Here is a 23,550-nt window from a genome sequence, read left to right as displayed (position 1 = left end):
TTTTTTTTTCGAACGGCATTAATCATTCATATCAAAACTACAAAAAATCCTGCCATACTCCCGGAAACAGGAAGAAAAAGTAAATAATGGTTATCCCTATTGTGAAGCCATAAAGATATTTATAACATGCCGCTACATTCTTCCTTCAACACTGACCATAGGAGTCAAAAATGAAAGTAAAAGCCCTGCTTGCAATTGCCGCCGCCATGAGCCTCGCTGCCTGTGCCGCACCCGAAGCCCATCAACATGACCATGGTCACCGTCACGAGCACAATCATGACCACGGCCGTGCACACGATCATGATGCCCGTGTTCAATTATTCAGCTGCGAAAACGGCCTGTCTGTACAAGTCCGCAACCTGAGCACCAACCAAATCGAACTGCGTCTGGATGACAAAGTTGCCACCCTGTCTTCTGCCGTTGCAGGTTCAGGCGAACGCTATGTTGCCAACCAAGGCCTGTTCGGCAAAGGCGCTGAATGGCATCAAAAAGGCAGCGAAGCATTCTTCGGCTTCACTGACCCATACGGCAACAAAGTAGAAACTTCTTGCTCTGCCCGCTAATTTTTACTTAGCAATAGAATAGCTGAAGGCCGTCTGAAAACTTGTTTCAGATGGCCTTTCATATTGGATAAAACGAAATTTCCATTTAAGGATAAAATGCAAATATGAGGCTATTTGAAGGTTCAAAATACGTCCATACTCCACGGATAAGTAAGACCCTTTGAAAGGTATCTTCTCCGACAATGCATTATTTCAAAATCATTAAATATATATCTACCTTAATTTAAAACTTTTTCCAAGATTTCTTTAAGGTTTTCATCATCTTCATCCAAAATTAATTTTTCTGAAATATTATGAAGACAATGTTCCAAATCAATGGCTAAGGCTACTTGGTTTTGATAGGATAATTTTGGATAGAGTTCAAGTAAAACCCAATAAATGCATATACTATCATTTGAGTAAAAAATATTTGAAACGAATGGAAGTAATGTGTCTTGTCGTTCTACAAAGATTTCGACAATTTCACTAAAAACAGGAAAGTTCGCATCTCCCAACCATCCTGAGAGCCACTCCCCCATCTCAATTAATTCCTCATCGTTGCAGTCCTTAATTTTTTTGCAAGCCTTGATGTCAAACTTATCTTTAGGACGCATAGGATACCTCATTGTTATTAAAGACTTACGAATACAGAATTATAATGATTGATCTCAATTCTAGACAAATGATTATTCGTCATTCCTATATCCTCAACAAATTTTCTCTGGAGTAAGAGTTATTTTTTGCAATTAAACTCCTACCCCACAATAACTTGAAACCCTATCCTGTATTTTACCTAAATCACAAATCCCAATTACCCTTCAAAATCTATTCGCTATACGAAACAGATTCAATAAACAAAGGCCGTCTGAAAACCTATTACCAAAGTTTTCAGACGGCCTTTATCTTAGACCAAACAATTAAGCGTAATGTCTGTCTTCGCCTTTGCCATCAACGTTGTCGGCACAACGTTTACAGATGGTTTCATGACCTGCAACTGCACCCACATCGTGGGTATAGTGCCAGCAGCGTTCGCATTTTTCACCATCACTGGCTTTAGCGGTTACAGCAAGTTCATTACCTACTTTCACTTCAGCTTTAGACACCAGCAAAGCAAAACGCAATTCTTCGCCCAAAGTGTTCAGATAGTCGGCAATTTCTTCCGGAGCCGTAATTTCGGTTTCGGCTTGCAATGAAGAACCGACGGTTTTATCCGTACGCAAAGGCTCGATGGCAGCAGTTACCGCTTCGCGTGCTTCGCGGATTGCCGTCCATTTTTTCACCAATTCGGCTTCGGCTTTTTCATTGATAGATGGAAACTCATGCCATGTGTGGAAGAGGACGCTGTCTTCTTCGCCGCCGCCGATAATGTCCCATGCTTCCTCGCCGGTGAAGCACAAAATCGGAGCAATCAGCAGAACCAAACTGCGTGTGATGTGATACAGGGCAGTTTGCGCGCTGCGGCGTGCATGGCTGTCTGCTTTGGTGGTATAGAGGCGGTCTTTCAGGATATCGAGGTAGAACGCGCCCAAGTCTTCCGAGCAGAAAGAAACAATGTCTTTTACAGCGAAGTGGAAGGCGTAGCGCGGATAGAAGTCGCCCGCCAGACGCTCTTGCAGCTGACGCGCCAATACCAAGGCGTAGCGGTCGATTTCCACCATGTCTGCCTGTTGCACGGCATCTTCAATAGGATTGAAGTCGCTGAGGTTGGCAAACAGGAAGCTCAAAGTGTTGCGGATACGACGGTAGCTTTCGGTAACGCGTTTGAGGATTTCTTTGGAAATCGCCAATTCGCCGCTGTAATCGGTGGATGCCGCCCACAGACGCAGGATATCTGCACCGAATTCGTTGTAGACTTCTTGCGGCGCGACAACGTTGCCGATGGATTTCGACATTTTGCGGCCGTTTTGGTCAACCACAAAACCGTGGGTCAACAGCTGTTTGTATGGCGCACGGCCCATTGATGAGGCGCAACCGGTCAACATGGAGGATTGGAACCAGCCGCGGTGTTGGTCGCTGCCTTCGAGGTACAAGTCAGCCGGCCATTCCAATTCTTCGCGTTGTTTCAAGACGGAATAATGGGTCGAGCCGGAGTCGAACCATACGTCCATGGTATCGGAAAGTTTGTCGTAATTTTCACAATCTTCCACGCTCAAGAGTTCGCTCTTATCAAGAGAGAACCATGCTTCGATACCTTTCCCTTCGATTTTTTGGGCAACTTTTTCCAACAACTCGGCAGAGTTTGGATGCAATTCACCGGTCTCTTTGTGAACAAAGAAAGTCATCGGTGTGCCCCAATAGCGTTGGCGTGAAACCACCCAGTCAGGACGGCCTTCAATCATGGCTTCCAAACGCGCACGACCCCATGATGGGAAGAATTCGGTGTCATCAACGGCTTTGATGGCTTTGTCGCGCAGGGTTTTACCATCTGCACCTGCTTTGTCCATACCGACAAACCATTGGCCTGTCGCACGGTAAATCAACGGCGTTTTGTGACGCCAGCAGTGTGCGTAGCTGTGTTCGATTTTGCTGCTTGCCAAAAGGTTGCCGGTTTCTTCCAACCATTGCAGGATGACGGGGTTGGCTTCCCAAACGCGCATACCAGCAACACGAGGTGTTTCGCTGATGTATTTGCCTTCAGCATTTACAGGGTTGTAAAGCTCAATGCCGTATTTATTGCAGACAGTGTAGTCTTCCAGACCATGCGCAGGCGCAGTATGCACCAAGCCGGTACCGGCATCGGTGGTCACATGGTCGCCGTTGAGCATGGGAATATCGCGTTCGAGGAACGGATGATTCATGTGCAGGTTTTCCAGCTTGTCGCCGGTGGTTTCGGCAAGAATAGCAATGCCGTCTGAAAAACCGTAACGTTTGAGCGCGTCTTCTGCCAAATCTTTGGCCAACACCAATTTGCCTTTAGGCGTATCAATCAATTGATACACCACGTCTGCTCCAGCTGAAACAGCTTGGCTCGCAGGCAAAGTCCAAGGCGTGGTTGTCCAGATAACGGCAAACGCTTTGCCTTCAATACTTGCCAAACCGAATGCGGCGGCAAGCGCGGCAGTATCTTTAAATGGATAGCCCACGTCAATCGCAGGTGATATTTTGTCTTTATATTCCACTTCGGCTTCGGCCAATGAAGAGCCGCAGTCCAAGCAGAATTGAACCGGTTTCGCGCCGCGGTAGAGATAGCCGGATTTGTAGATTTCGCCGAGCATACGCACGGTATCGGCTTCGGTTTTGAAATCCATGGTCAAGTAAGGATTATCCCAGTCGCCCAACACGCCCAAGCGGATAAAGTCTTTTTTCTGGCGGGCAATCTGTTCGGCGGCGTATTCGCGGCACAATTCGCGGAAACGGGCTTTAGGCATGTCTTTGCCGTGCAGTTTTTCTACCATCACTTCGATAGGCAAACCGTGGCAGTCCCAACCCGGTACATAAGGCGCATCAAAACCGGCTTGGGTTTTGCTGCGGATAATGATGTCTTTGAGAATTTTATTGACGGCATGACCGATGTGGATGTCGCCGTTGGCATACGGAGGACCATCGTGCAGAATGAATTTCGGACGGCCTTTGGCGATTTCGCGCAGTTTTTGGTAGCGTTTTTGCTCGTACCAGCTTTTCAGCCATGCAGGCTCGCGCTTGGCAAGATTGCCGCGCATTGGAAACGGGCTCTCAAGCAGGTTTACGGTTTTACTGTAATCGGTCATTTTTTGATCTCTATTGTTGCGGTATTTCGGTTTCAGACGGCCTGATTGCTCATTTTGAAAAGAACAGGCCGTCTGAAAAAATTTAAAGGACTTATTGTAGCCCAATTGTCTTGATTTTATAAGCTTCTAGAAGCGTTTCTATGCTTCCCAAACCCTCGCATCTTCCATATCTTGCATTTTTTGTGTTGTAGTGTTGTTAACGACCAGAAATATAGTTATTGGCGTATATGCTGGATATAGTCAAAGGAGTAAGCTCCTTCAGTGTAACCAATTTTATAAAACAATTCCTTTTCTGAGCTTACAGAAAAAGTAAGCTCAATATTTTTACCATTTTGATCATTAAATATACAAAGAAATTGTTTCTTTACAATCCAAATTTCTCCTGCTTGAACCAGAAACGGCCAACCAATCAAAGTAACAAAAAGGAATGACATTAGCCTCCCTTGAGCCCCATATGTATGTGCGTCATATACCCAACGTTTGGCAATCAATACTCCAAGTCCTAAATACGCAACAATTGCAAAATCTATAAAATCCATTTATCTGCCTCTACTCAGTTTTGTATCATGATTTCTTACAACCACATAATCCAAGATTCAAATCAAATTAAGATAACTCCCAAACCCTCGCATCTTCCATATCTTGCAAAATTTGGGTTTTCAATGCTTCGATACTCTCAAATTTTTTCTCGTCACGCAGTTTGTGCAGGAAACGGACGAAGATGCGTTGGCCGTACAAATCGCCGTTGAAATCGAACAGATGAACTTCCAGCTTCTGCGAGCGGTTGTTGCTGACAGTAGGGTTAAAACCAAAGCTGGCAACACCTCGGCACGTACCGAATGTGCCGTCTGCTTCAACGACAAATACGCCGCTTAGCGCATAATGATACGGAGGAAGCTGGACATTGGCGGTAGGCGCATTGATGGTACGGCCGAGTTTTTGTCCGTGTTTGACCTTTCCGCTTAAAACGTAATCATGGCCCAATAGTCTTTTGGCGTATTCCAACTTGCCGTCTGAAAGGGCTTGGCGGACGGCAGTACTGCTGGTGCGGATGTCTTCAACGATAACGGACGGCGTGCGTTCGGTTTGCATATCGGGCTGTTGAGCCAAGAGTTCAAAACAACCTTCACGGCCGGCACCGAAACGGAAATCGTCGCCAATCAACAAATAACGCGTGTTGAGCGTTTGGCGCAAAAGCTGGTCGATAAACGCTTGCGCGCTCATATCGGAGAAAGCTTGGTTAAAACGCAAGACCCAAACGGCATCCACGCAGCCGGTTTCACGCAAAAGGCGCAATTTGGTACGCAGCGGACTGATGCGGTAAGGCAACTTTTTCCCGGCTTTGCGCGCAAAAAATTCTTTGGGCTGAGGCTCAAAAACAACAACGACAACAGGCAGACCGCGCCGGTCTGCCTCTCGTTTGAGTTTTTGTAGAATGTGTTTGTGCCCGAGGTGTACGCCGTCGAAGTTGCCGATGGTTACGGCGGCTCCTTGCGGAAATTTGGGCGCGTGTCGCTGTCCAAGCCAGATGTTCATGGGTGGTGGTATTGTGTTTGAATAGGCGGCTATTGTAAACGTTATTGCCGTTTCAATAAACCTTAGGCCGTCTGAAACCAATAAATATATGCTTTCAGACGGCCATAAAGTTTGTTAATACCTTACCACCACCAAGGATAACGGCCAAATGGATAGCCCCAATCATCGTAATAGCGATAGTAGCGGGCTTCGCGCAGCTGTTCTTGGGAAATATAGTTTTGCCATGCCATTTTGTAGCAGGCTTGGAACATCGGATCGGAAACTTTGTCGATATATTTGAGGCGGAAGGCTTTTTGTTCCGCGGTTGCGGCACCGGGTTTGCCTTCTTCGTCAAATTTGCGGCGGATCAGCGCGGCAGTTTCCTGATCGCATTGGGCTGCAAGATGTACTTGAAGATCCTGCTCATAGCGTTTCTGCGCTTGGGCGCGTGCGGCTTTTTGCTCAGGCGTGGTGGCGCAGGCGGCAAGTAATGCGGCAGCACCAATCAATAAGGTCAGGCGGATAGGATTCATCGGGTGTTTCCTTATACTCATGTATGGCTATTAATGTACGCCCTCATTGTGTAATGGGCAAGTGTGGCAACTTGGGGACACTTTAGATTATTTGTTCTTATCGGCAGACAGTTGCATATAAAATACACCCTGTATGAATGTTTAACTCAAAATCCACTCAATGAACGCTGACAAACCGCCCCACTCCTACCGATTGCGCCACCACAGGCAACACACGCCGCCGTTTTGGCAGGCGGATCGCCCGTATCTGCACGAACACAATATTTCCGATGCCCGTTTCAGACGGCTGGGCTACATCATGGCCTTTCTTGCCGGTGCAATTAATGCCGGCGGTTACTTCGCATTCTCACGTTATACCTCCCACGTTACCGGCTCAATGTCGCTGTTGGCAGATGTTTTGTATCTTCAAGAGTGGAGTGTGGCCATTATTGCCACAATCAGCGTGTTGTGTTTTGTTGCCGGAGCCGCGCATTCGGGCTGGGTGATTTTGTGGACGCAGCAAATGCGTTTCCGTGGCAGCTTTGGATTTTCCATGTGGCTGGAAGCAGTTTATCTGTTGATATTCGGTTGGTTCGGTATTGCTGCGATGGAATGGGATTTTGGCGGCTCTGATTTTATTATGCCGTCTTTGGCATTGTTTTTATTGTGTTTTATTATGGGTATGCACAATACGGTTATCACGCTTCTTTCCGGCGGCGCCATCCGCTCCACCCACATGACCGGTACGGCGACCGACTTGGGCATTGAAATTTCACGCGCGCTTTATTACTCCAAACAGCATCATCCGCGCCTGCCGCACGTCCGCGTCAACAAACCGAAAATGTGGCTTTTAAGCGGCTTGATGCTGTCGTTTTTGCTGGGCGGCGTGGTTGGCGCATGGGGTTATCATCTGGTCGGCCATCATTTCGCCCTGCCCGTTTCCGCCGTTTTGCTCATACTGGGTGCAGGTTCAGTGGGATACGATGTCAAGGTCAGATTGAAATGGGCATTTGTCAGCTGGTATCGCCGTAAAAAGAAAAACCGGAAAAAATCGTAAAGAAACTTACTTTTCATCTGACTGCAAAACAACCAAATAGTCAGAAAAATGCAGAAATGTTTCAGTATTATGTTAACTGGCAAATATTTGCGTAATATCGGGTTAAACCCATTCTTTTGCGTTTCAGATATTCGGTATCATTAATTCGTAATGACCCACGCGGTTTTTATTCATTTTTTTCAGACGGCCCGAGCCGTCATCTAAAAAGAGGATACGACATGAAATTCTTGAAACCCCTGACCGTTATTGCTACTGCAATTCCTTTGGCGCTCACCGGCTGTGTAACTGATCCTGTTACCGGCCAACAATCCGCCAGCAAAACCGCCATGTACGGATTGGGCGGTGCGGCTGTTTGCGGCATTGTTGGTGCGCTGACCCATGGCGGTAAAGGCGCGCGTAACTCCGCATTGGCTTGTGGTGCAGTAGGTGCCGGTATCGGCGGTTACATGGACTACCAAGAGAAAAAACTGCGTCAAAGCCTGGCCAATACCAACATCGAAGTTGAACGTCAAGGCAACCAAATCAAACTGGTTATGCCTGAAAACGTAACCTTCGCCACCGGCAGCGCCGCCCTGAGCGGCCATGCTCAAAGCGCCCTGTCTGCCGCTGCGCAAACTTTGGTTCAGTATCCTGACACGACTTTGACCATCAACGGCCACACCGACAACACCGGTAACGACGCCATCAACGAGCCATTGTCTCGCAACCGCGCCGAATCTGTTGCTACCTTCCTGCAATCCCGTGGCGTAAGCAGCACCCGTTTGAGCACTTTCGGTTACGGCTCCCGTCAACCAATCGCCTCCAACGCTACTGTTGAAGGCCGCGCACAAAACCGCCGCGTTGAAATCTTGATCAACCCTGATCAACGCGCCATTGATGCCGCTAAAAAACAAATGTAATCCGGCATCTGTCTGATTCCCATACTTAAGGCCGTCTGAAATTTCAGACGGTCTTTTTCTTTGTAGATTTTGTTTGCAATTTCTCCTCCTCAATTCAATCCATCATAAAATTTATTCCTTTATTAACAAGACTTTTCAATTTTTTCTTTAAAAAAACTGTATTAATACTCTAATTTTTACACTAACTTAGAGTATAATTCCTAAAATTTTAAAAACACGCCTCATGCCGTCTGAAAAACGGCAGCGAAAAACACACTTATTGATATACACATCAGCCCGTTATCCAATCCATTTCATAGGATTTCAGACGGCACCATCCAGAATCTATGAAGGAGCATCCATGCAAAACAACTTTGACCCATTGATTATCCGTGGCAAATCACTGATTCCCGTCGTACAAGGCGGTATGGGTGTAGGCGTTTCCGCATCAAAACTCTCCAGCGCGGTTGCGCGTGAAAACGGCGTAGGTACCATCGCCAGCGTCGATTTGCGCCACTTGCACGAAGATTTGCTGGCCGAATCAAAAATCGACTCCAGCGAAGAAAAATACACCCGCCTGAACTGCATCGCGCTTGACCGTGAAATCAAAAAAGCCAAAGCCGATTCAGAAGGCAAAGGCATGATTGCCGTCAACGTCATGAAAGCCGTAAAAGACCATGCCGCCTACGTCCGTCAGGCCTGCGAATCCGGCGCAGACGCGATTGTGATGGGTGCAGGTTTGCCTTTGGATCTGCCGGAAATGGCCGAGGGCTATCACAAAGATGTCGCCCTTTTCCCTATTTTGTCAGAGTCACGCGGCATTAACATCGTTTTGAAACGTTGGATGAAAAAAGGCATTTTGCCCGATGCCATCGTTATCGAACACCCAGCCCACGCAGCCGGCCACTTGGGTGCGGCAACCGTTGACGGCGTGAACGATGCCAAATTCGAGTTTAAACGCGTTATTGAAGAAACGTTTGAAGTATTCAAAAACTTGGGCTTGGAAAGCGAAAAAATCCCGTTGGTACTCGCCGGCGGCATGGCAAACTTTGAAAAAGTCAAAACAGCCTTGAAAAACTGGGGCGCGTCCGCCGTCCAAATCGGTACCGCGTTTGCCGTTACCGAAGAAGGCGATGCCCACATCAACTTTAAGAAAACGCTGGCCGGTGCGGAAACCGAAAAAGTGGTTGAATTCATGTCTGTTGCCGGTTTGCCTGCACGCGGCGTGCGCACCAAATTCCTCGACAACTACATCAAACGCGAGGCCAAATTGCAAGCCAATGCCAAAAACGATCCGCGCCGTTGCACACAAGGCCTGAACTGCCTGACCAGCTGCGGCTTGCGCGACGGTTTGGCTAAAGCCGGTCAATTCTGTATCGATATCCAACTTTCAGCCGCATTCCGCGGTGAAGTCGATAAAGGCCTGTTTTTCCGCGGCAAAGACCCATTGCCGTTTGGCAACGCTATCCGTACAGTTCAAGAAACCATTCATTATCTCTTGAACGGTTCCCTGCCCGTCGTCCCTGCCAAATAAACGCATCAATATTCAAAAGGCCGTCTGAAAACATTTAACCCTGTTTTCAGACGGCCTTTTTGTCCCAATCTATCTAAAAAATGCTAAGATTGTTGCCTGAATTTATCCGGCAGAAACATCATGAATCCATTATTGAACCACCTCAACCCCTATCCTTTCGCCCGCCTGCGTGAAGCCATGCAAGGCATTGACGCACCCGCAGGCGTGACGCCCATTCATCTGCAAATCGGCGAGCCGAAACACCCGACGCCCAAAGTCATCACCGACGCGCTGACCGCCTCCCTGCACGAACTGGAAAAATATCCGCTGACCGCAGGCCTGCCCGAACTGCGCCAAGCCTGTGCCGAATGGGTGGCCCGCCGTTATGATGGTTTGAGCCTCAATCCCGACAATGAAATCCTGCCCGTATTGGGCAGCCGGGAAGCTTTATTCTCTTTTATCCAAACCGTTTTAAATCCGGCTTCAGACGGCCCCAAACCGGTCGTTATCAGCCCCAATCCTTTCTATCAAATTTACGAAGGCGCGACTATTTTGGGCGGCGGCGAAATCCATTTTGCCAACTGTCCTGCGCCCAGCTTCAACCCCGATTGGAGCAGCCTGCCCGAAGACGTATGGCAGCGCACCAAAGTCCTGATTGTCTGCTCGCCAAATAATCCGAGCGGCAGCGTCCTGCAATTAGAAGACTGGAAAGAAATTTTTGATTTGCAAGACAAATACGGCTTCGTTATTGCCTCTGACGAATGCTATTCCGAAATCTATTTTGACAACAACAAACCAATCGGCGGCCTGCAGGCTGCAACGCAATTAGGACGCGGCACGCGCAACATTATTATGTTTACCAGCCTGTCCAAACGCTCCAACGTCCCCGGTTTGCGTTCCGGCTTTGTCGCAGGTGATGCCGAGTTGCTCAAAAACTTCCTGCTCTACCGCACCTACCACGGCAGCGCGATGAGCATTCCCGTCCAACGTGCCAGCATTGCCGCTTGGAACGATGAAGAACACGTCAATGACAACCGCCGCCTCTACCAAGAAAAATTCGACCGCGTCATCCCTATTTTGCAACAGGCATTCGATGTCAAACTGCCTGACGCGTCGTTCTACATTTGGCTGAAAGTTCCCGATGGCGACGACTTGGCATTTACGCGCAACCTGTGGCAGAAAGCCGCTATCCAAGTGTTGCCCGGCCGCTTCCTCGCCCGCGATACCGAACAAGGCAATCCGGGCGAAGGCTACGTCCGCATCGCTTTGGTTGCCGACGTGGAAAGCTGTGTCAAAGCGGCTGAAACCATTGTTTCGCTCTACCGCTGACGATTAGGCAAACAAAGGCCGTCTGAAATTTCAGACGGCCTTTTTATTAAATAATCGGATAATTTATATGGTGAAGTCCAGAAGGTAGAAATCTTCTTTACCTACGCCGCATTCAGGGCATTTCCAGTCGTCGGGGATGTCTTCGAACTTGGTACCTGCCGGCAGGCCGTGTTCGGGGTCGCCAACATCTTCATCGTAAATCCAGCCGCAAGGGCCGCACATATATTGAGCCATTTTGTATTCCTTCTATTTTAAAAAGGCCGTCTGAAACCGTATTTTCAGACGGCCTTTCGTGTGTTTTATTGTTGATATTTTGAATTTATTGAGCTGCTTCCAAAGCGGCGATTTCTTTACGCAGGTGTTTGATGGCCGGTGTTACGATGGCGACAAACATGGCCTCGCGGACGCGGCGTTGCGCCGGACTGCGCATCAGATAGCCTTTCGCGCCTGCATGCAATGCGGCAGATTGAGTGGCGTTCAATGCCAATACGGCAGCCGCTTCACGCAGTTTTAAGGTTGCCAACGTATCAGGTTTGTTGTTCCACGCATCATCGGCAAGGCGTTCGGTTTCCGCCCATGCGCCGTCCAACGCAGCTTTCAACTCATCGTAGCTGTGGTCAAGGTAAGCGTTCACTTCCGCGTTCACCACATTGGCCATGCGGATAATGCCGAGCGCACCATCAATCACACCGGCGCCGATACCCATTTGCAACAGAATGAAACCGGCTTTAATGGTCGGGATATAAGACTGGAACTGCTCAGGCGCAGCAATCACATCTTCATCCGGAATAAACACGTCTTTAAAATTCAGGCTGTAAGTGCGCGTGCCTTCCAAACCGCAGAACTCAGGGCAGTTTTGCAGGGTAACGCCTTCCCATTGGCCGCCGGTGATAAACATCACATAGCTGTCGCCGACTTGGGCGGTATTCGCCCAAATATGGTCTTCGCCGATATTGGATACCCAAGGCAAAGCGCCGTTGACTTTGTAGCCGCCGTCCACGCGATCGGCTTGCAGGTTGTGTTTTTCAATGCCGGCAAGGTGTTTGACGGTATTGGACATGCCCGTACCAGCCAAGACTTTGCCCTGCAGAATATCGGCTAAGTATTTGTCTTTAACCGCTTGGTTGGGCGATTGATGCAGATACCACGCGCAAGCCGCCTGACACCATGCGCTGAACGAAGTCGCACCGCATTCTTTACCGATTTCGCGCAATACGGCGATTTGCGTTGCCAAACCCAAACCGTTACCGCCTTCTTCAACCGTACCGGTCTCGGCAAAACCGCCGATTTTGCCCAATTCCAGCATAAATTCTTTCGGGTACAGGCCTTTGCGGTCGATGTCGTCCACCAATGGTTTTAATTTGCTTTTAACGAGTTCGGCAACATTGTTCAGTAAAGCTTCGCGTGTCATGATTTTTTCCTCTGAATAAGGTTTGAAGCGTAGATGGTTCTACTCATGAATTATTCTTGACAACAAGGATATCCCTTGCTTTTTGCTAAAAGGCCGTCTGAATTTTCAGACGGCCTTTGATGAGATTAGGCAAATGCCTGCAATTCAGGGTTGATTTCAGTTTTGGCAAGGTTGTTGACGTAGTTGCACAAGGTTGCCAAAGCAACACCCATAACGACTTCAACGGCTTGCTGTTGGTTGTAGCCTGCATCGAAGAAAGCTTTCAGCTCGTCGTCGGATACCGCGCCTTTTTTCGCCATAACAGCTTGGGTGAATGTCGCCAAAGCACTCAGTTTGGCATCGTCAAACTCACCCGCAGCCAACGCGCGTGCGGCTTTGATGGATTGTTCGGACAGCAGTTTTTTCAGGGTAGCCAGTTTGGTGTGACCGGCAACGCAGAAACCGCATTCGTTGGTACGGGCGGCGATGATTTGGACAACTTCAACTTCGCCGTCAGTCAGGCTGTTGGCCGCATTCAGCTTGCCAACTTCTTGATAAAACGCCAAAGCTTCAGGCGCATTGGCCAAAACGCCGATCAGGTTAGGAATAAAGCCGTTATTTTTCAATACGGCTTCAATGCGTGGTTTAGCAGCTTCAGGAGCGGTTTCAACTGTGTGTATGGTCAAGCGGGACATGTGTATAACCTTCTTATCTGGTGAAATGAAGTGCCTATCATAATCCATCCTTCTCCATCAGAAAAAGACTTATTGGTTATTTACCGCGAACCAAAAGTTATAAGGCCGTCTGAACGGATTCAGACGGCCTTATCAAATGATTCAACTCATTATTTCATAAAGTTTTTCAGCAGCATAGAAGCGACGTCGTCCAAGCCGAAGCCATCCGCATCTTGAGCCGTGCCGTTAGGCGTGGCTTTATCGACCAAGTCATGCAATACTTTTGCCAACAAATCGCCTGCTTGGCCGGCATCCACGCCGAACTTTTGCGCGATTTGATTCACGGTATCGCTGCCCAAAGCATTTTGCAGATCGCTGCCGGACACAGGCAGGTTGCTGGATTGGTTGGAAACCCAGCTGCTCAGAGCATCGCCCAAACCTCCTTGTTGCAGTTGGTTGATCAGGTTGCCCACGCCGCCTTGTTGTTTCACCAAATCCATCGCCATATCGGTCAGAGAACCTTGTGCGCCGTTTTCGCTGTTGCCACCCAACATTTGAGTAGCCGCATTCAAAAGATTGTCCATGAGTGCCATGACTTTTTCCTTGTATTTGTGTCTAAAAAAAGAAAACGGAGTGTAGCAAAATTTGCATTGAAAAAAATCAGGCTTAACCAAACTAAACTTCTTTTATCCCAAAGCCGTAATAAAACAAAGGCCGTCTGAAACCAAGTTTCAGACGGCCTTTATAATGAATAGTGCTATTCTTCGCGGCCATTGAAATACTCGGCCGCTCCACCTTCAAAAAACCCTTGCAAAATCGCCTGCGCCGCTACTTGGTCAAGCACGGATTTTTGTTTTCGACCAAATACTTGGGCTTCTGCAAGCAGACTTTCCGCGTATAGGGAAGACATCCTTTCGTCCACCCAATAAACCGGCAAATTAAAACGTCCGTGCAAACGGCGGCCAAACTTGCGGCTCAAACGGGTCAGCTCATGCTCCGTACCGTCGGTATGCGTCGGCAGTCCGACCACAAAATACTTGGGTTGCCATTCTTTGACCAGCTTGGCAATGGCTTCAAATTTTTCATCATTACTGTTGCCGGTTACCGTCGCTAGCGGATGGGTCATGCCCAACTCGGCATCGCCCTGTGCCACACCGATACGCGCCTCACCGAAATCAAAGGCCAAAACCGTGCCTTTTGGTGCATCAGGCATGGCCGACTCCTGAAACCAAGGCGTTCGGATTGACACCCAATTTTTCAAAAGCGGCGGCATAACGAAGCTCGTAAGGCACATCAAAAAGAATATGCTCGTCTGCAGGGACGGTCAACCAAACATTTTCTGCCAGTTCGCGCTCCAACTGCCCCTTGCCCCATTTTGAATAACCGATGCTGATCAAAGCCTTGTCCACCGCACCTTCTTTAGACAAGTTTTCAATCACATCGCGCGAAGAAGTCAGCGCGACGTTATCGGTTACCACCATGCTGTTTTGCCAACGGCCGATCGGCGTATGCACGACATAGCCGCGCTCAATCTGAACCGGCCCGCCCATCATCACGTTTTCATGTTGCAGACGCAACGGGATATTGCGGTCGGCGGCGGCGAAAATCATGTCCATGGTAATCGGCGAAGGCTTGTTGATGATGATGCCCAGCGCACCTTCTTCATCGTGTTCGCACACATAAATGACCGTATCCGTAAAAAACGGATCATCCATATGAGGCATGGCAATCAGGAAATGGTTGGCTAAATTCATATTCTTCTTAATCTATTAAGCTGATTTTATTATTTTTGGCCGTTGGCAACCGGCGCATCCACCACGCATGCACCGTAAACCGCGCCGCCTGCCGGTACCGGCGTATCGGTTTTCGCATGGGCAAAACACGATACCGCGCTCAAAGAGTTCTTCGGCGAACCTTGAACGATTTTATCGCTGTATACCAAATAAGCAAAAGACTTACGTTTCGGATCGTAGTAGCGGATAATCTGCTGGCTCTTAAATGCTATGCTGGCACTGCGTTTGAACACTTGTCGCGGTTTCAAAACCGCAGCCTCGTTATAACGGATGACTTCCGCACTTTGCACGCAGGAAACCGATGCGTCGCTGGCATCTTCTTCCAGATTGACCGTTTCTTTCAAACCGCCTTTTTTCGCGTACGAAATATAACAGGCAACCCCTTGCACATCAGGATCGTCAAAACCTTCCACTTCAATACGGTCGTTTTTACCCAGCATATGAAACACCGTACTGGCGCGTCCGATTTTATCGGTATTGTCACCGCAAGCCGCCAAAACCATGGCACCCAACACTACTAATAAATATTTTTTCATAATATCCTGTCGATGCAGACTGTCAGTTTCCAGGCAGACTAAACCCCGTCCGCCTACTCTATCGTTACTATATAAGACCGTTCGTCCATATTGCAACCCGATATTATTTTCAGACGGCCTGACAGACAGTATAATCCGTCCTATTGTTCCTACTTTGATAGCAAGATCGAACCATGCGTTACAAACCCCTCATTCTCGCCCTGTTGCTCAGTTTCTCCCTGCCAACCTATGCTGCCAAAGACGCGCCGAAAGAAAAAGCGGCCGCCGTCAAAAAAGCTGCGCCCGTGAAAAAAGAGAAAGAAGCCGCCAAGGCAGATGTCAAAAAAGAAACCTCAAAAAAACAAGCGGTAAAAGAAAAAGAGGAAGACAAAAAAGCGGTTAAAGCCAAAGCTGCCAAAGAGAAGGAAACCGCCGACAAAAACGAACGCGCTTCAGCCAAAAACAAAACGGCTAAAGTCGCCGAAGCCGCTGCCGACAATAAAAAGTCCAGCCGCAAAGCCGAAGAGCCTAAAGAAACGGCAAAAGACAAAAAAGCCGCAGCCGCAAAATCCGGCAAGGCCAAAGAACAAGACAAGAAACCTGTTGAAGATAAAAAAGACAGCAAAGCCAAAGAACCCGTAAAAAAAGCAGACCCTAAGGAAACCAAAGCCAAAGAGCCTGGAAAAAAAGCAGCCGAAGACAAAAAAGCCGAAGACAAAGAACCTGCAAAAAAAGCTGTTGACGACAAAAAAGACACAAAAGCCAAAGAGCAAAACAAAAAAGCCGAGCCTAAAGTTGAGCCTAAAGTCGCTTCTTCAGCCGACAACGATTTCAAAGCAGCCGTAACTGCCGCCGCCAACGATATGGAAACCAAGAAATCCTTTACCAAACGCAACGAGGGTTTCATTATCCATGTCAATGCCACGCTCAAACAGCTGCAACAAACACGCAACAACCTCTCCGGCATCAACCGCAAACAACGCGACGCATGGGAAAAATTCCAAAAACTCAATGCTGATGCCAACCAGTTGAAAGCCGAAGTTTCCAACACGCGCGCCCAAATTTCGCGCTTTGTGTCCGGCAACTATAAAAACAGCCAGCCCAACGCGGTTGCCCTCTTCCTGAAAAACGCCGATGCCGGTCAAAAAACCCGCTTCCTGCGTTACACGCGTTATATCAACAACGCCAACGACCAAGTCATGAGAGACTTGGAAAAACAACAGAAAGAGCTGGCGGCGCAAGAGCAAAAAATCAACAATGAATTGGCTTACCTGAAGAAACTGCAAGCCAATATTCAAGCTTCATTGCGTCAACAAGGCGTAACCAATACCGCCGAACAAGCCGAAAGCCGCCGTCAAAACGCGCAAATGGCCAAAGAAGCGCAAAAGAAAATCAACCACAGAGAAAACGAGCAACGCCTCAACAATCTCTTGAAAGATTTGGAAAAACGCAAAGCCGATCAACGCAAAGCCGAAGCCGAAGCGCGTAAAAAAGCCGCCGAAGCCCGTTTGGCCGCCGCTGAAAAAGCCCGCAAAGAGCAGGCTGCCGCCCAGCAAAAAGCCGAAGCCGAACGCGCCGCCATGTCCACGCTAACTGACGAAGACATGAAACTGCAAGCCCCGAACACCCAAGGCTTTACCGTCAGCAACGCCAACAGCTTCAGCCGTATGCAAGGCCGTCTGAAAAAACCGGTCAACGGCACACTGGCAGGCCTGTTCGGTCAAGACCGCGGCGATGGCGAAGTTTGGAAAGGCGTGTTCTACAATACTGTTCCTGCTCCGGTCAGCAGCATTGCCTCAGGCACGGTTACTTTTGCCGGCGAGCTTGAAGGCTACGGCAAAGTGGTCGTCCTCGACCACGGCGACGGCTATGTCAGCATTTACTCCGGCCTGAACGAAATCGACATCGCCCAAAACTACGCCGTCAATGCCGGCAGCAAGATTGGTACCAGCGGTACTTTGCCGTCGGGCGAAACCGGCCTTTACCTTGAAGTCCGCTACAACGGACAAGTCATGAATCCGCTTTCATGGATTAACTGATATTTTAGACGGCCTGAGTGAATTTTCCCCTTCAGGCCGTCTGAATTTTCATCATAAACTACAATAAAACACGATTTTCACGCCTGTTCAGCACATTAAACAACAAACTTTTACCTTAAACTTATTGTTCCAAGCGTTTAAATCACATAAAGTCAACGGGTTCAGAGAAAACAAAAACCACTTTGCTTACCGTACACAAAAAGAAAGTCAAACGAATGTCAACAAAATCCACTTTGAAAAAAGTTGCAATCTACACTCTCGGCGCATTTAGCGGCATCGCCCTCAGTCTGAGTGTACAAAGTTTTGCCGCCGAAAAAGACAAAAAGACAACGAGGCCCTGCCCGTGCAAACCATTCGCACCATGGCAGAAGTGTACGGCCAAATCAAAGCCAACTATTACCAAGACAAACCCGACGCCGAGCTCTTTGAAGGCGCAATGAAAGGCATGGTATCCGATCTCGATCCGCATTCCGAGTATATGGATAAAAAAGGCTATGCCGAAATGAAAGAATCCACCAGCGGCGAATTCGGCGGTCTGGGCATGGAAATCGGACAAGAAGACGGCTTCGTCAAAGTCGTTGCCCCGATTGAAGACACTCCGGCAGAACGCGCCGGTGTGAAAAGCGGCGACTTCATCGTCAAAATCGACAATACCTCTACACGCGGCCTGACCGTCAGCGAAGCCGTCAAAAAAATGCGCGGCAAACCGGGTACCAAAATTACCCTGACCCTTTCACGCAAAAATGCCGACAAACCCATCGTCGTCAACCTGACCCGCGCCATCATCAAAGTCAAAAGCGTGCGCCACCATCTGCTTGAAAAAGACTACGGCTACATCCGCGTCTCCCAATTCCAAGAGCGCACTGTTGCCGCGCTCAACGAAGCCGCACAAGCCCTCGTCAAAGAAAACAAAGGCCCGCTCAAAGGCATCATCCTCGACTTGCGCGATGACCCGGGCGGCCTGCTCAACGGTGCAGTCGGCGTATCCGCAGCCTTCCTTCAACCTGACGTAACCGTTGTCAGCACCAAAGGCCGCAACAAAAAAGAAGGCATGGTTCTCAAAGCAACTGCTGAAGACTACATCACCACCAGCGGCAAAGACCCGTTGGCCGGATTGCCTGCCGAGCTGAAAACCATTCCTATGACCGTCCTGATTAACGCAGGCTCGGCCTCCGCTTCCGAAATCGTTGCCGGTGCATTGCAAGACCACAAACGCGCCGTCGTCGTCGGCACACAAAGTTTCGGCAAAGGCTCAGTACAAACCCTGATTCCGCTTTCCGGCGGCAGCGCAGTCAAACTGACCACCGCCCTTTACTACACGCCAAACGACCGCTCGATTCAAGCACAAGGCATTGTTCCTGACGTTGAAGTCAAAGATAAAGACCGCGCCTTTGAAAGCCGCGAAGCCGATTTGGTCGGCCATATCGGCAATCCGTTGGGCGGCCAAGACGTCAACAGCAGCACTGAAACGCCTGCCAACTCAGAAACCAAAGCCGATAAAGATAAGTCTAAAAAAGACAAAGACGAAGATATCTCCAGCCGCCGCATTCCCAATCCGGCCAAAGACGATCAGCTCCGCAAAGCCTTGGACTTAGTGAAAAATCCAGCCGAATGGCAAAAATCTTTGGGCTTGGCAGCGAAAAAACCTGCGCCGAAAAAAGATGCGGATAAAGACAGTAAGAAATAAACCTGTTATTTCTCAATAAAAAAGGTCGTCTGAAAACGATATGATTGTTTTCAGACGACCTTTTCTATGTTATTTCACTCCCCAATACACCAGTCCCTTATATGGCAACTTAATGTTAGGCAACCAAAAATCTTCTCCCTGCCAACCTTTGTCTTTATTTCCTACTACTTGATAAAGTGTAAGGAATAAATCATTGGGATATTTTTCTCCTAATTTACGGTCGTCTTCCGAAAGCATTGTGCCAGTTGCTCGAGAAAGTTTACGTCCTGTTTTGATCAAAACGTAAGTTTTAAAACTTGGACGTTGTGCCTTTAATGCTTCTACACCAGCAATAAATTTTTCCTTATTCCAGTCATCTGGGACATAATGACCCAATTTATCTAGAACCAAGAATAAATCTTCTATATCTATTTGATATAAATCAGATTGAATTTCATCTTTCAAAATAGAAGGCAAAATCTTGTTAATCTCCGACAAATTATCCTCGTTTGGGTGAAGTGGAAAATAATTCACACCACCCACAATTTGATTGATACTGTCGAATTTCAATACATTTTTTCGAGTCGGATTGATATTTTTCGGATAAATAACCTGAATATTGCCGTCTGAATTTTTTGCCTGCTCAATAATCAGATTATTTGCTTGATTGAGTTGTACAAAGAAGTAATAGACATCAAACGGAATATAAAGCCGTAATAATGATTTATCACGGTCATATCCAAAAATACGCGAATGTTGCCAGAAAGTATCTGCATTCGGTTTTTTAGCAGTGCGACTATAATAAACCGTTTGTAGTTTTGGAATAGTTAAGCCTCGTCCAATCACATTCCCACCAATAATAATGTTAAAGCCTCTTTCTAAATCAAAATCTGATTCTGTCTGCGAGTTAACGACGAGAGTATAAATTTGCTTATTTTCTAAAAGTTCTGTTAGTTTTTCATAAATTTCCTCAAAATGATGAATATCAGGCTTAGTCTTTTGTAAATCCAAATAGTCTTCTTTAAAGCTGTCTGCAAGATTCTCCCCGCTATTAATCGCTTGTACCAAATCATTCAAAAAGGCTTGGATTTTTTGAGAGAAGGCTTGATGGTCTTGGATTTTATAACTTGGATGTAAAGCAAAATTACAATTGGTTTTACCGCATAAAGCAAACTCTGCACAAGTAAGCAGAAAACTGTGCAATGCCTGTTTTACCCCTTCGGCAATTTCACCACTCGCATCTTTCATATCGTCCAATTCACTGTCAATGAAGCGAACGATATAGCTTGGAGGATCAGAGAAGACAAAGTTGCCACCGATGTATTTTTCACCAGCTTCAAAGAAATGGATAAATTCAGGTTGCCAATCAGATTCTTCATGTTGCAATAAAAGCGATTGAGGCGTGGCGGTCAACTGAATAAATAAGCTTTGACAACAGGAATTCTTAATGTCATTTAGCAGTTTATTGATAGTACTGACATCTTTATCCGGCTTATCAGCATTAGTATTTAGGCTGGCTGCATCGGCTTCATCGTCCACAATAACCAAAGGATAGCCTTTCAGGCTACTTTGACTGGCAAACAAATTACGCCAACGTTTCAATACACGGGCATTCTTTTTAATCACAACCAAGATGGGATTATTTGCCTTCATTACCTGCATAAAACTTCGGTCATCATTTTCAGACAACACAATAAAATTTTTCAGATTAGCTTCGGCACGCTTGACTGTTTGTTCCTGTAAATCTACGCTGTCAGTAGTAAGATACAAAAAAACTTTGTGGTCGCCATCATCAGCCAACGCACTTAATACACCCAAAACCTGTGCCGTTTTGCCACTTTGAACATTGCCCAGCAATAAAACATTTTGAGCAATTTTCGGTTCGGTTTGTGATAATTTCCCCATAAAACCATCAACGGTATTTTTAACAGAATCAGCTAATTCAGGCGGGGTCAATTGATTCAAGTAGGTTTGCAACATTTAGTTTTTCCCCTTAAATGAGAGCAGCCAAACATCAGGATTGTCGGTTGAACGGAACTCAAAATGATCGTTACCGTATTGACGTAAGGTTTCATGCGTAATCTTCTCGTTATTTTGCAGACAACCACGATTTTCCAAACGACCTTTAATCCATTTGCCAAGTGTTTTCAAATCATTTTCTGAGCGGAAATTTTTGGAATAATCTCCCGATGTCTTACATTGAAATTGCCAACCATCATCAGTAATAACTGTAAAAGACTTCAGAATCGGATAACCTTCTTGTGAAGTGATGTCTTTGGATACAATCAACTCTACTTCATACCAGGGTCGTGGTTTGACAAACCCCCGTTTATCTCGTCGACCTTCTCCAAAAAATACATTCAAATTACTTTTTTCTTCGGTTTTAGCTGGAATTGAGAAATGATATTCTGACTTTTGGGCAAATAGTTGCCGAATCTTTTCTGGTACAATTTTTTGTACCCCCAAACAATTTTCTAAATGACTGTTATGTTCAATAAATGTACTCGGCCTCTCAACTTCTTGGATATTTTTGCCTAGCTTATGAATGGTATTTTGAATATCTGCCTGCAACATCTGTGCAACCTTACCGTCCAAATGTAACATAGTTTCATAAGTACGTTCTGTACTATCCCAAAAACACGTTAAGTTAGCAGAACCAATTAACCCATTGATCTGTCGATAATTTTTAAAGGAATACATTTTTCCGTGAAATTTCACAAAAGGAGAAACATAGACAGCTCCTCTTTTCTCATGTTGCAAAAAATCATTTAGTTTACATAAGCTGTCATATTGCAAATGGCTAAAACCTTCCAAATAATGCATTCCAACCAATAAATCTATTTTTTGAATGTGATCGTTTAGCTCCAAAATTTTATGTAGCTCAACCACTGCGTCATTAGATACATAACCTGTTACCATCAAAACTTCATCCGCTGATTTAAATAAATCCATCCAAACTGCATTAAGCGATTTTTCAGTAATTTTGGCATTGGCGATATTGGAAAAAACTGTATTCATTGTTTTCCCCCTCGAATTTTGCTTAGTCGGTCATGAAATAAAACATCCTTCTCTGCTTTCAATTTCTTATGTAAATCTACTTTTTTATAGTTGCCTGAAAAAATTGGTAAGATAGCCTTTGCTAGCTCAACTACACCTTGAGGAGGAACAGCATTACCAATCTGGCGACGTACTTCAGTTGTTGATCCGACAAACTCAAAATCATCAGGAAAACTTTGAAGCCTTGCTCGTTCTCTATTAGTAAAAGCACGCGGTTCAGGGAAGTGATAGCCCCAAGTACCACCGCCACCTGCTGCAATAATTGTTTTTGATGGCTCGTTCCGATGCATACGACGATAAACGTGGCTAATCATACCTTTCACATATAAAGGATGATCTTTAGGAATATCAGTAAAATTTCCACCTTCAGGAATTAATTCCAACATACGGCGTGTTTTATCACTAATTTTTAGTAATTCATTATTACTAACATTTTGTGGAATATTAGATATTGCTTGACCAGCAGTTACATATGGTTTTAAGCCATTTTCGCCAGTTTCATTGTGCGTCGGTTTTGGATGATGAAAATCAAATCCTGTATCTAAACGTACTCCGACAATCAGAACACGTTCACGAAATTGAGGTACGCCAAATTCAGCAAAGTTATACAGCTTCGCCTGAACGTAATAACCGCAATTTTCAAAGTCGGTAATAATTTGCTGGATGGCTTTTTTCTTGTTGGCAGTCAACAAACCTTTCACATTCTCAGCAACAAAAACTTTCGGTTTTTTTGCATTTACAAAACGTAAAAAGCTTTTATAAAGATTGCCGCGCTCACCCTCTAAACCCGGCTGTTTCCAAATCATGGAAAAATCTTGACAAGGGAACCCGCCTAAAATGATGTCGCAATCGGGAATAGTTGGATCATTCGGATCAATTTGTTCAATATCACCTTCTACGATGACATCTCCGATATTTTTACGGAAACTTTCGCAAGCCCAATGGGAAAAATCGTTCGCCCAAACAGTTTCATAACCAGCTTGGTGAAAACCCAAATCTAAACCTCCACATCCTGAAAATAGAGATAGAATTCTGGGTTTATTGTCAGATGAATTAAAATTTGCGATTTGTTTAGATGGCATAGGATTTCACTCCTATGCATAGATTTGATAAAAACCCTTGAAGGGATTTTAATAGAGAACTAGGCAAGGCAAGGCAAGGCAAGGCAAGGCAAGGCAAGGCAAGCTTACCATCGTTATTTTGAAATAAAATCATTTTTCTAAAACTTCCATGTAAATTTTTCCTATTATGCCGCAAAAAAACAGCAAATGCCGCTGCATTAAACAAGTGATGAATACTTGAAATTATAAATAAAGTATTCATAATCCCAAGGTCGTCTGAAAACGATATGATTGTTTTCAGA

22 protein-coding genes and 1 pseudogene are annotated in these 23,550 nt (G+C 46.4%); 7 read left to right on the top strand and 16 right to left on the bottom strand.

The features are described from left to right. The first annotated feature begins 170 nt into the window (after window positions 1-170). Window positions 171-563: an MliC family protein gene (locus tag HMPREF3022_RS07225; protein WP_049331441.1), complete on the top strand. Its 393-nt coding sequence runs from the start codon at window positions 171-173 to the stop codon at window positions 561-563. A gap of 218 nt (window positions 564-781) precedes the next feature. On the opposite strand, the gene HMPREF3022_RS07220 is transcribed toward HMPREF3022_RS07225, so the two are convergent. The 5 genes from HMPREF3022_RS07220 to HMPREF3022_RS07200 all read right to left on the bottom strand — a co-directional run bounded on the left by HMPREF3022_RS07220 (window position 782) and on the right by HMPREF3022_RS07200 (window position 6,297). After that, window positions 782-1,156: a DUF5071 domain-containing protein gene (locus HMPREF3022_RS07220; protein WP_004520105.1), complete on the bottom strand. Its 375-nt coding sequence runs from the start codon at window positions 1,154-1,156 to the stop codon at window positions 782-784. Window positions 1,157-1,459: 303 nt separating this feature from the next. Next, window positions 1,460-4,249 (bottom strand): isoleucine--tRNA ligase, encoded by a 2,790-nt coding sequence (gene ileS, locus HMPREF3022_RS07215; RefSeq protein ID WP_070765380.1) that lies wholly within the window; start codon window positions 4,247-4,249, stop codon window positions 1,460-1,462. A gap of 215 nt (window positions 4,250-4,464) precedes the next feature. Beyond that, a complete protein-coding gene (locus HMPREF3022_RS07210) occupies window positions 4,465-4,788 on the bottom strand; it encodes a hypothetical protein (protein WP_049331435.1) in 324 nt (107 codons plus the stop codon). A gap of 67 nt (window positions 4,789-4,855) precedes the next feature. Further along, window positions 4,856-5,785 (bottom strand): bifunctional riboflavin kinase/FAD synthetase, encoded by a 930-nt coding sequence (ribF, locus tag HMPREF3022_RS07205; RefSeq protein ID WP_049331433.1) that lies wholly within the window; start codon window positions 5,783-5,785, stop codon window positions 4,856-4,858. Window positions 5,786-5,907: 122 nt separating this feature from the next. Beyond that, entirely contained in the window at window positions 5,908-6,297 is a 390-nt protein-coding gene (locus tag HMPREF3022_RS07200) for a hypothetical protein (RefSeq protein ID WP_049331430.1), read from the bottom strand. A gap of 160 nt (window positions 6,298-6,457) precedes the next feature. Between HMPREF3022_RS07200 and HMPREF3022_RS07195 the strand changes: the two genes are divergently transcribed. The 4 genes from HMPREF3022_RS07195 to dapC all read left to right on the top strand — a co-directional run bounded on the left by HMPREF3022_RS07195 (window position 6,458) and on the right by dapC (window position 11,053). After that, window positions 6,458-7,333 (top strand): YoaK family protein, encoded by an 876-nt coding sequence (locus tag HMPREF3022_RS07195; RefSeq protein ID WP_070765379.1) that lies wholly within the window; start codon window positions 6,458-6,460, stop codon window positions 7,331-7,333. A gap of 218 nt (window positions 7,334-7,551) precedes the next feature. Next, a complete protein-coding gene (locus tag HMPREF3022_RS07190) occupies window positions 7,552-8,232 on the top strand; it encodes a YiaD family glycine zipper/OmpA-like lipoprotein (RefSeq protein WP_004520099.1) in 681 nt (226 codons plus the stop codon). 340 nt (window positions 8,233-8,572) lie between these two features. Continuing rightward, on the top strand, window positions 8,573-9,745 hold the full coding sequence (locus HMPREF3022_RS07185) for an NAD(P)H-dependent flavin oxidoreductase (RefSeq protein ID WP_004520097.1): 1,173 nt from the start codon (window positions 8,573-8,575) through the stop codon (window positions 9,743-9,745). Window positions 9,746-9,865: 120 nt separating this feature from the next. Continuing rightward, window positions 9,866-11,053, top strand: a complete 1,188-nt coding sequence (dapC, locus tag HMPREF3022_RS07180; RefSeq protein WP_070765378.1) for a succinyldiaminopimelate transaminase — start codon at window positions 9,866-9,868, stop codon at window positions 11,051-11,053. 63 nt (window positions 11,054-11,116) lie between these two features. Here the strand turns inward: dapC and HMPREF3022_RS07175 are convergent, their stop codons facing one another. The 7 genes from HMPREF3022_RS07175 to HMPREF3022_RS07145 all read right to left on the bottom strand — a co-directional run bounded on the left by HMPREF3022_RS07175 (window position 11,117) and on the right by HMPREF3022_RS07145 (window position 15,446). Then, window positions 11,117-11,287 (bottom strand): rubredoxin, encoded by a 171-nt coding sequence (locus HMPREF3022_RS07175; protein ID WP_003747315.1) that lies wholly within the window; start codon window positions 11,285-11,287, stop codon window positions 11,117-11,119. An 85-nt stretch (window positions 11,288-11,372) separates the two neighbouring features. After that, on the bottom strand, window positions 11,373-12,464 hold the full coding sequence (locus HMPREF3022_RS07170) for an acyl-CoA dehydrogenase family protein (RefSeq protein ID WP_070765377.1): 1,092 nt from the start codon (window positions 12,462-12,464) through the stop codon (window positions 11,373-11,375). A gap of 125 nt (window positions 12,465-12,589) precedes the next feature. Beyond that, window positions 12,590-13,138 carry a carboxymuconolactone decarboxylase family protein gene (locus HMPREF3022_RS07165; RefSeq protein ID WP_039862234.1) on the bottom strand — a complete coding sequence of 183 codons (549 nt, stop codon included), beginning with the start codon at window positions 13,136-13,138 and terminating at the stop codon, window positions 12,590-12,592. Window positions 13,139-13,287: 149 nt separating this feature from the next. Next, window positions 13,288-13,710, bottom strand: a complete 423-nt coding sequence (locus tag HMPREF3022_RS07160; RefSeq protein ID WP_070765376.1) for a YidB family protein — start codon at window positions 13,708-13,710, stop codon at window positions 13,288-13,290. Window positions 13,711-13,874: 164 nt separating this feature from the next. Then, window positions 13,875-14,330, bottom strand: coding sequence for a Holliday junction resolvase RuvX (gene ruvX, locus HMPREF3022_RS07155; protein WP_003680463.1), 456 nt, complete (start codon window positions 14,328-14,330; stop codon window positions 13,875-13,877). After that, window positions 14,323-14,871, bottom strand: a complete 549-nt coding sequence (locus HMPREF3022_RS07150) for a YqgE/AlgH family protein (protein WP_049322876.1) — start codon at window positions 14,869-14,871, stop codon at window positions 14,323-14,325. Before HMPREF3022_RS07150 ends, ruvX begins: the two co-directional genes overlap by 8 nt. 29 nt (window positions 14,872-14,900) lie before the next feature. Next, complete coding sequence (locus tag HMPREF3022_RS07145; RefSeq protein ID WP_049331418.1) at window positions 14,901-15,446, bottom strand: CreA family protein; 546 nt, start codon at window positions 15,444-15,446, stop codon at window positions 14,901-14,903. A gap of 173 nt (window positions 15,447-15,619) precedes the next feature. Here HMPREF3022_RS07145 and HMPREF3022_RS07140 point away from each other — a divergent pair, with 173 nt between their 5' ends. Then, window positions 15,620-17,464, top strand: coding sequence for a murein hydrolase activator EnvC family protein (locus tag HMPREF3022_RS07140; RefSeq protein ID WP_070765375.1), 1,845 nt, complete (start codon window positions 15,620-15,622; stop codon window positions 17,462-17,464). 215 nt (window positions 17,465-17,679) lie between these two features. Continuing rightward, a pseudogene (locus tag HMPREF3022_RS07135) lies at window positions 17,680-19,151 on the top strand (S41 family peptidase). A gap of 69 nt (window positions 19,152-19,220) precedes the next feature. Here HMPREF3022_RS07135 and HMPREF3022_RS07130 read toward each other — a convergent pair. The 4 genes from HMPREF3022_RS07130 to HMPREF3022_RS11905 all read right to left on the bottom strand — a co-directional run. Beyond that, the gene (locus tag HMPREF3022_RS07130; protein ID WP_049332404.1) at window positions 19,221-21,110 is read right to left on the bottom strand and encodes a Z1 domain-containing protein; all 1,890 of its coding nucleotides are present in this window, start codon (window positions 21,108-21,110) and stop codon (window positions 19,221-19,223) included. After that, a complete protein-coding gene (locus HMPREF3022_RS07125) occupies window positions 21,111-22,148 on the bottom strand; it encodes a restriction endonuclease PLD domain-containing protein (RefSeq protein WP_049332406.1) in 1,038 nt (345 codons plus the stop codon). After that, window positions 22,145-23,269, bottom strand: coding sequence for a DNA cytosine methyltransferase (locus HMPREF3022_RS07120; RefSeq protein WP_049332408.1), 1,125 nt, complete (start codon window positions 23,267-23,269; stop codon window positions 22,145-22,147). The genes HMPREF3022_RS07125 and HMPREF3022_RS07120 overlap by 4 nt, the downstream gene beginning before the upstream one ends. After that, window positions 23,259-23,550, bottom strand: a 292-nt coding sequence (locus HMPREF3022_RS11905; protein ID WP_283119061.1) for a hypothetical protein, incomplete at its 5' end; no start/stop codon positions are given. The genes HMPREF3022_RS07120 and HMPREF3022_RS11905, both read right to left, overlap by 11 nt.

The sequence above is a fragment of the Neisseria sp. HMSC065C04 genome, assembly GCF_001815375.1.
Lineage (GTDB): Bacteria > Pseudomonadota > Gammaproteobacteria > Burkholderiales > Neisseriaceae > Neisseria > Neisseria flavescens_D.
Note: the sequence above shows the minus strand (reverse complement) of the source record. Positions and strands in the feature narration are given on the sequence as shown.

Coding starts and splice junctions, on each gene's coding strand:
- HMPREF3022_RS07210 (WP_049331435.1), bottom strand. CDS start 4,788: ATGGATTTTATAGATTTTGCAATTGTTGCGTATTTAGGACTTGGAGTA.
- HMPREF3022_RS07170 (WP_070765377.1), bottom strand. CDS start 12,464: ATGACACGCGAAGCTTTACTGAACAATGTTGCCGAACTCGTTAAAAGC.
- HMPREF3022_RS07125 (WP_049332406.1), bottom strand. CDS start 22,148: ATGAATACAGTTTTTTCCAATATCGCCAATGCCAAAATTACTGAAAAA.
- HMPREF3022_RS07185 (WP_004520097.1), top strand. CDS start 8,573: ATGCAAAACAACTTTGACCCATTGATTATCCGTGGCAAATCACTGATT.
- HMPREF3022_RS07120 (WP_049332408.1), bottom strand. CDS start 23,269: ATGCCATCTAAACAAATCGCAAATTTTAATTCATCTGACAATAAACCC.
- HMPREF3022_RS07150 (WP_049322876.1), bottom strand. CDS start 14,871: ATGAATTTAGCCAACCATTTCCTGATTGCCATGCCTCATATGGATGAT.
- HMPREF3022_RS07160 (WP_070765376.1), bottom strand. CDS start 13,710: ATGGCACTCATGGACAATCTTTTGAATGCGGCTACTCAAATGTTGGGT.
- HMPREF3022_RS07165 (WP_039862234.1), bottom strand. CDS start 13,138: ATGTCCCGCTTGACCATACACACAGTTGAAACCGCTCCTGAAGCTGCT.
- HMPREF3022_RS07130 (WP_049332404.1), bottom strand. CDS start 21,110: ATGTTGCAAACCTACTTGAATCAATTGACCCCGCCTGAATTAGCTGAT.
- ruvX (WP_003680463.1), bottom strand. CDS start 14,330: ATGCCTGATGCACCAAAAGGCACGGTTTTGGCCTTTGATTTCGGTGAG.
- HMPREF3022_RS07140 (WP_070765375.1), top strand. CDS start 15,620: ATGCGTTACAAACCCCTCATTCTCGCCCTGTTGCTCAGTTTCTCCCTG.
- ribF (WP_049331433.1), bottom strand. CDS start 5,785: ATGAACATCTGGCTTGGACAGCGACACGCGCCCAAATTTCCGCAAGGA.
- ileS (WP_070765380.1), bottom strand. CDS start 4,249: ATGACCGATTACAGTAAAACCGTAAACCTGCTTGAGAGCCCGTTTCCA.
- dapC (WP_070765378.1), top strand. CDS start 9,866: ATGAATCCATTATTGAACCACCTCAACCCCTATCCTTTCGCCCGCCTG.
- HMPREF3022_RS07145 (WP_049331418.1), bottom strand. CDS start 15,446: ATGAAAAAATATTTATTAGTAGTGTTGGGTGCCATGGTTTTGGCGGCT.
- HMPREF3022_RS07195 (WP_070765379.1), top strand. CDS start 6,458: ATGAACGCTGACAAACCGCCCCACTCCTACCGATTGCGCCACCACAGG.
- HMPREF3022_RS07200 (WP_049331430.1), bottom strand. CDS start 6,297: ATGAATCCTATCCGCCTGACCTTATTGATTGGTGCTGCCGCATTACTT.
- HMPREF3022_RS07190 (WP_004520099.1), top strand. CDS start 7,552: ATGAAATTCTTGAAACCCCTGACCGTTATTGCTACTGCAATTCCTTTG.
- HMPREF3022_RS07220 (WP_004520105.1), bottom strand. CDS start 1,156: ATGCGTCCTAAAGATAAGTTTGACATCAAGGCTTGCAAAAAAATTAAG.
- HMPREF3022_RS07175 (WP_003747315.1), bottom strand. CDS start 11,287: ATGGCTCAATATATGTGCGGCCCTTGCGGCTGGATTTACGATGAAGAT.
- HMPREF3022_RS07225 (WP_049331441.1), top strand. CDS start 171: ATGAAAGTAAAAGCCCTGCTTGCAATTGCCGCCGCCATGAGCCTCGCT.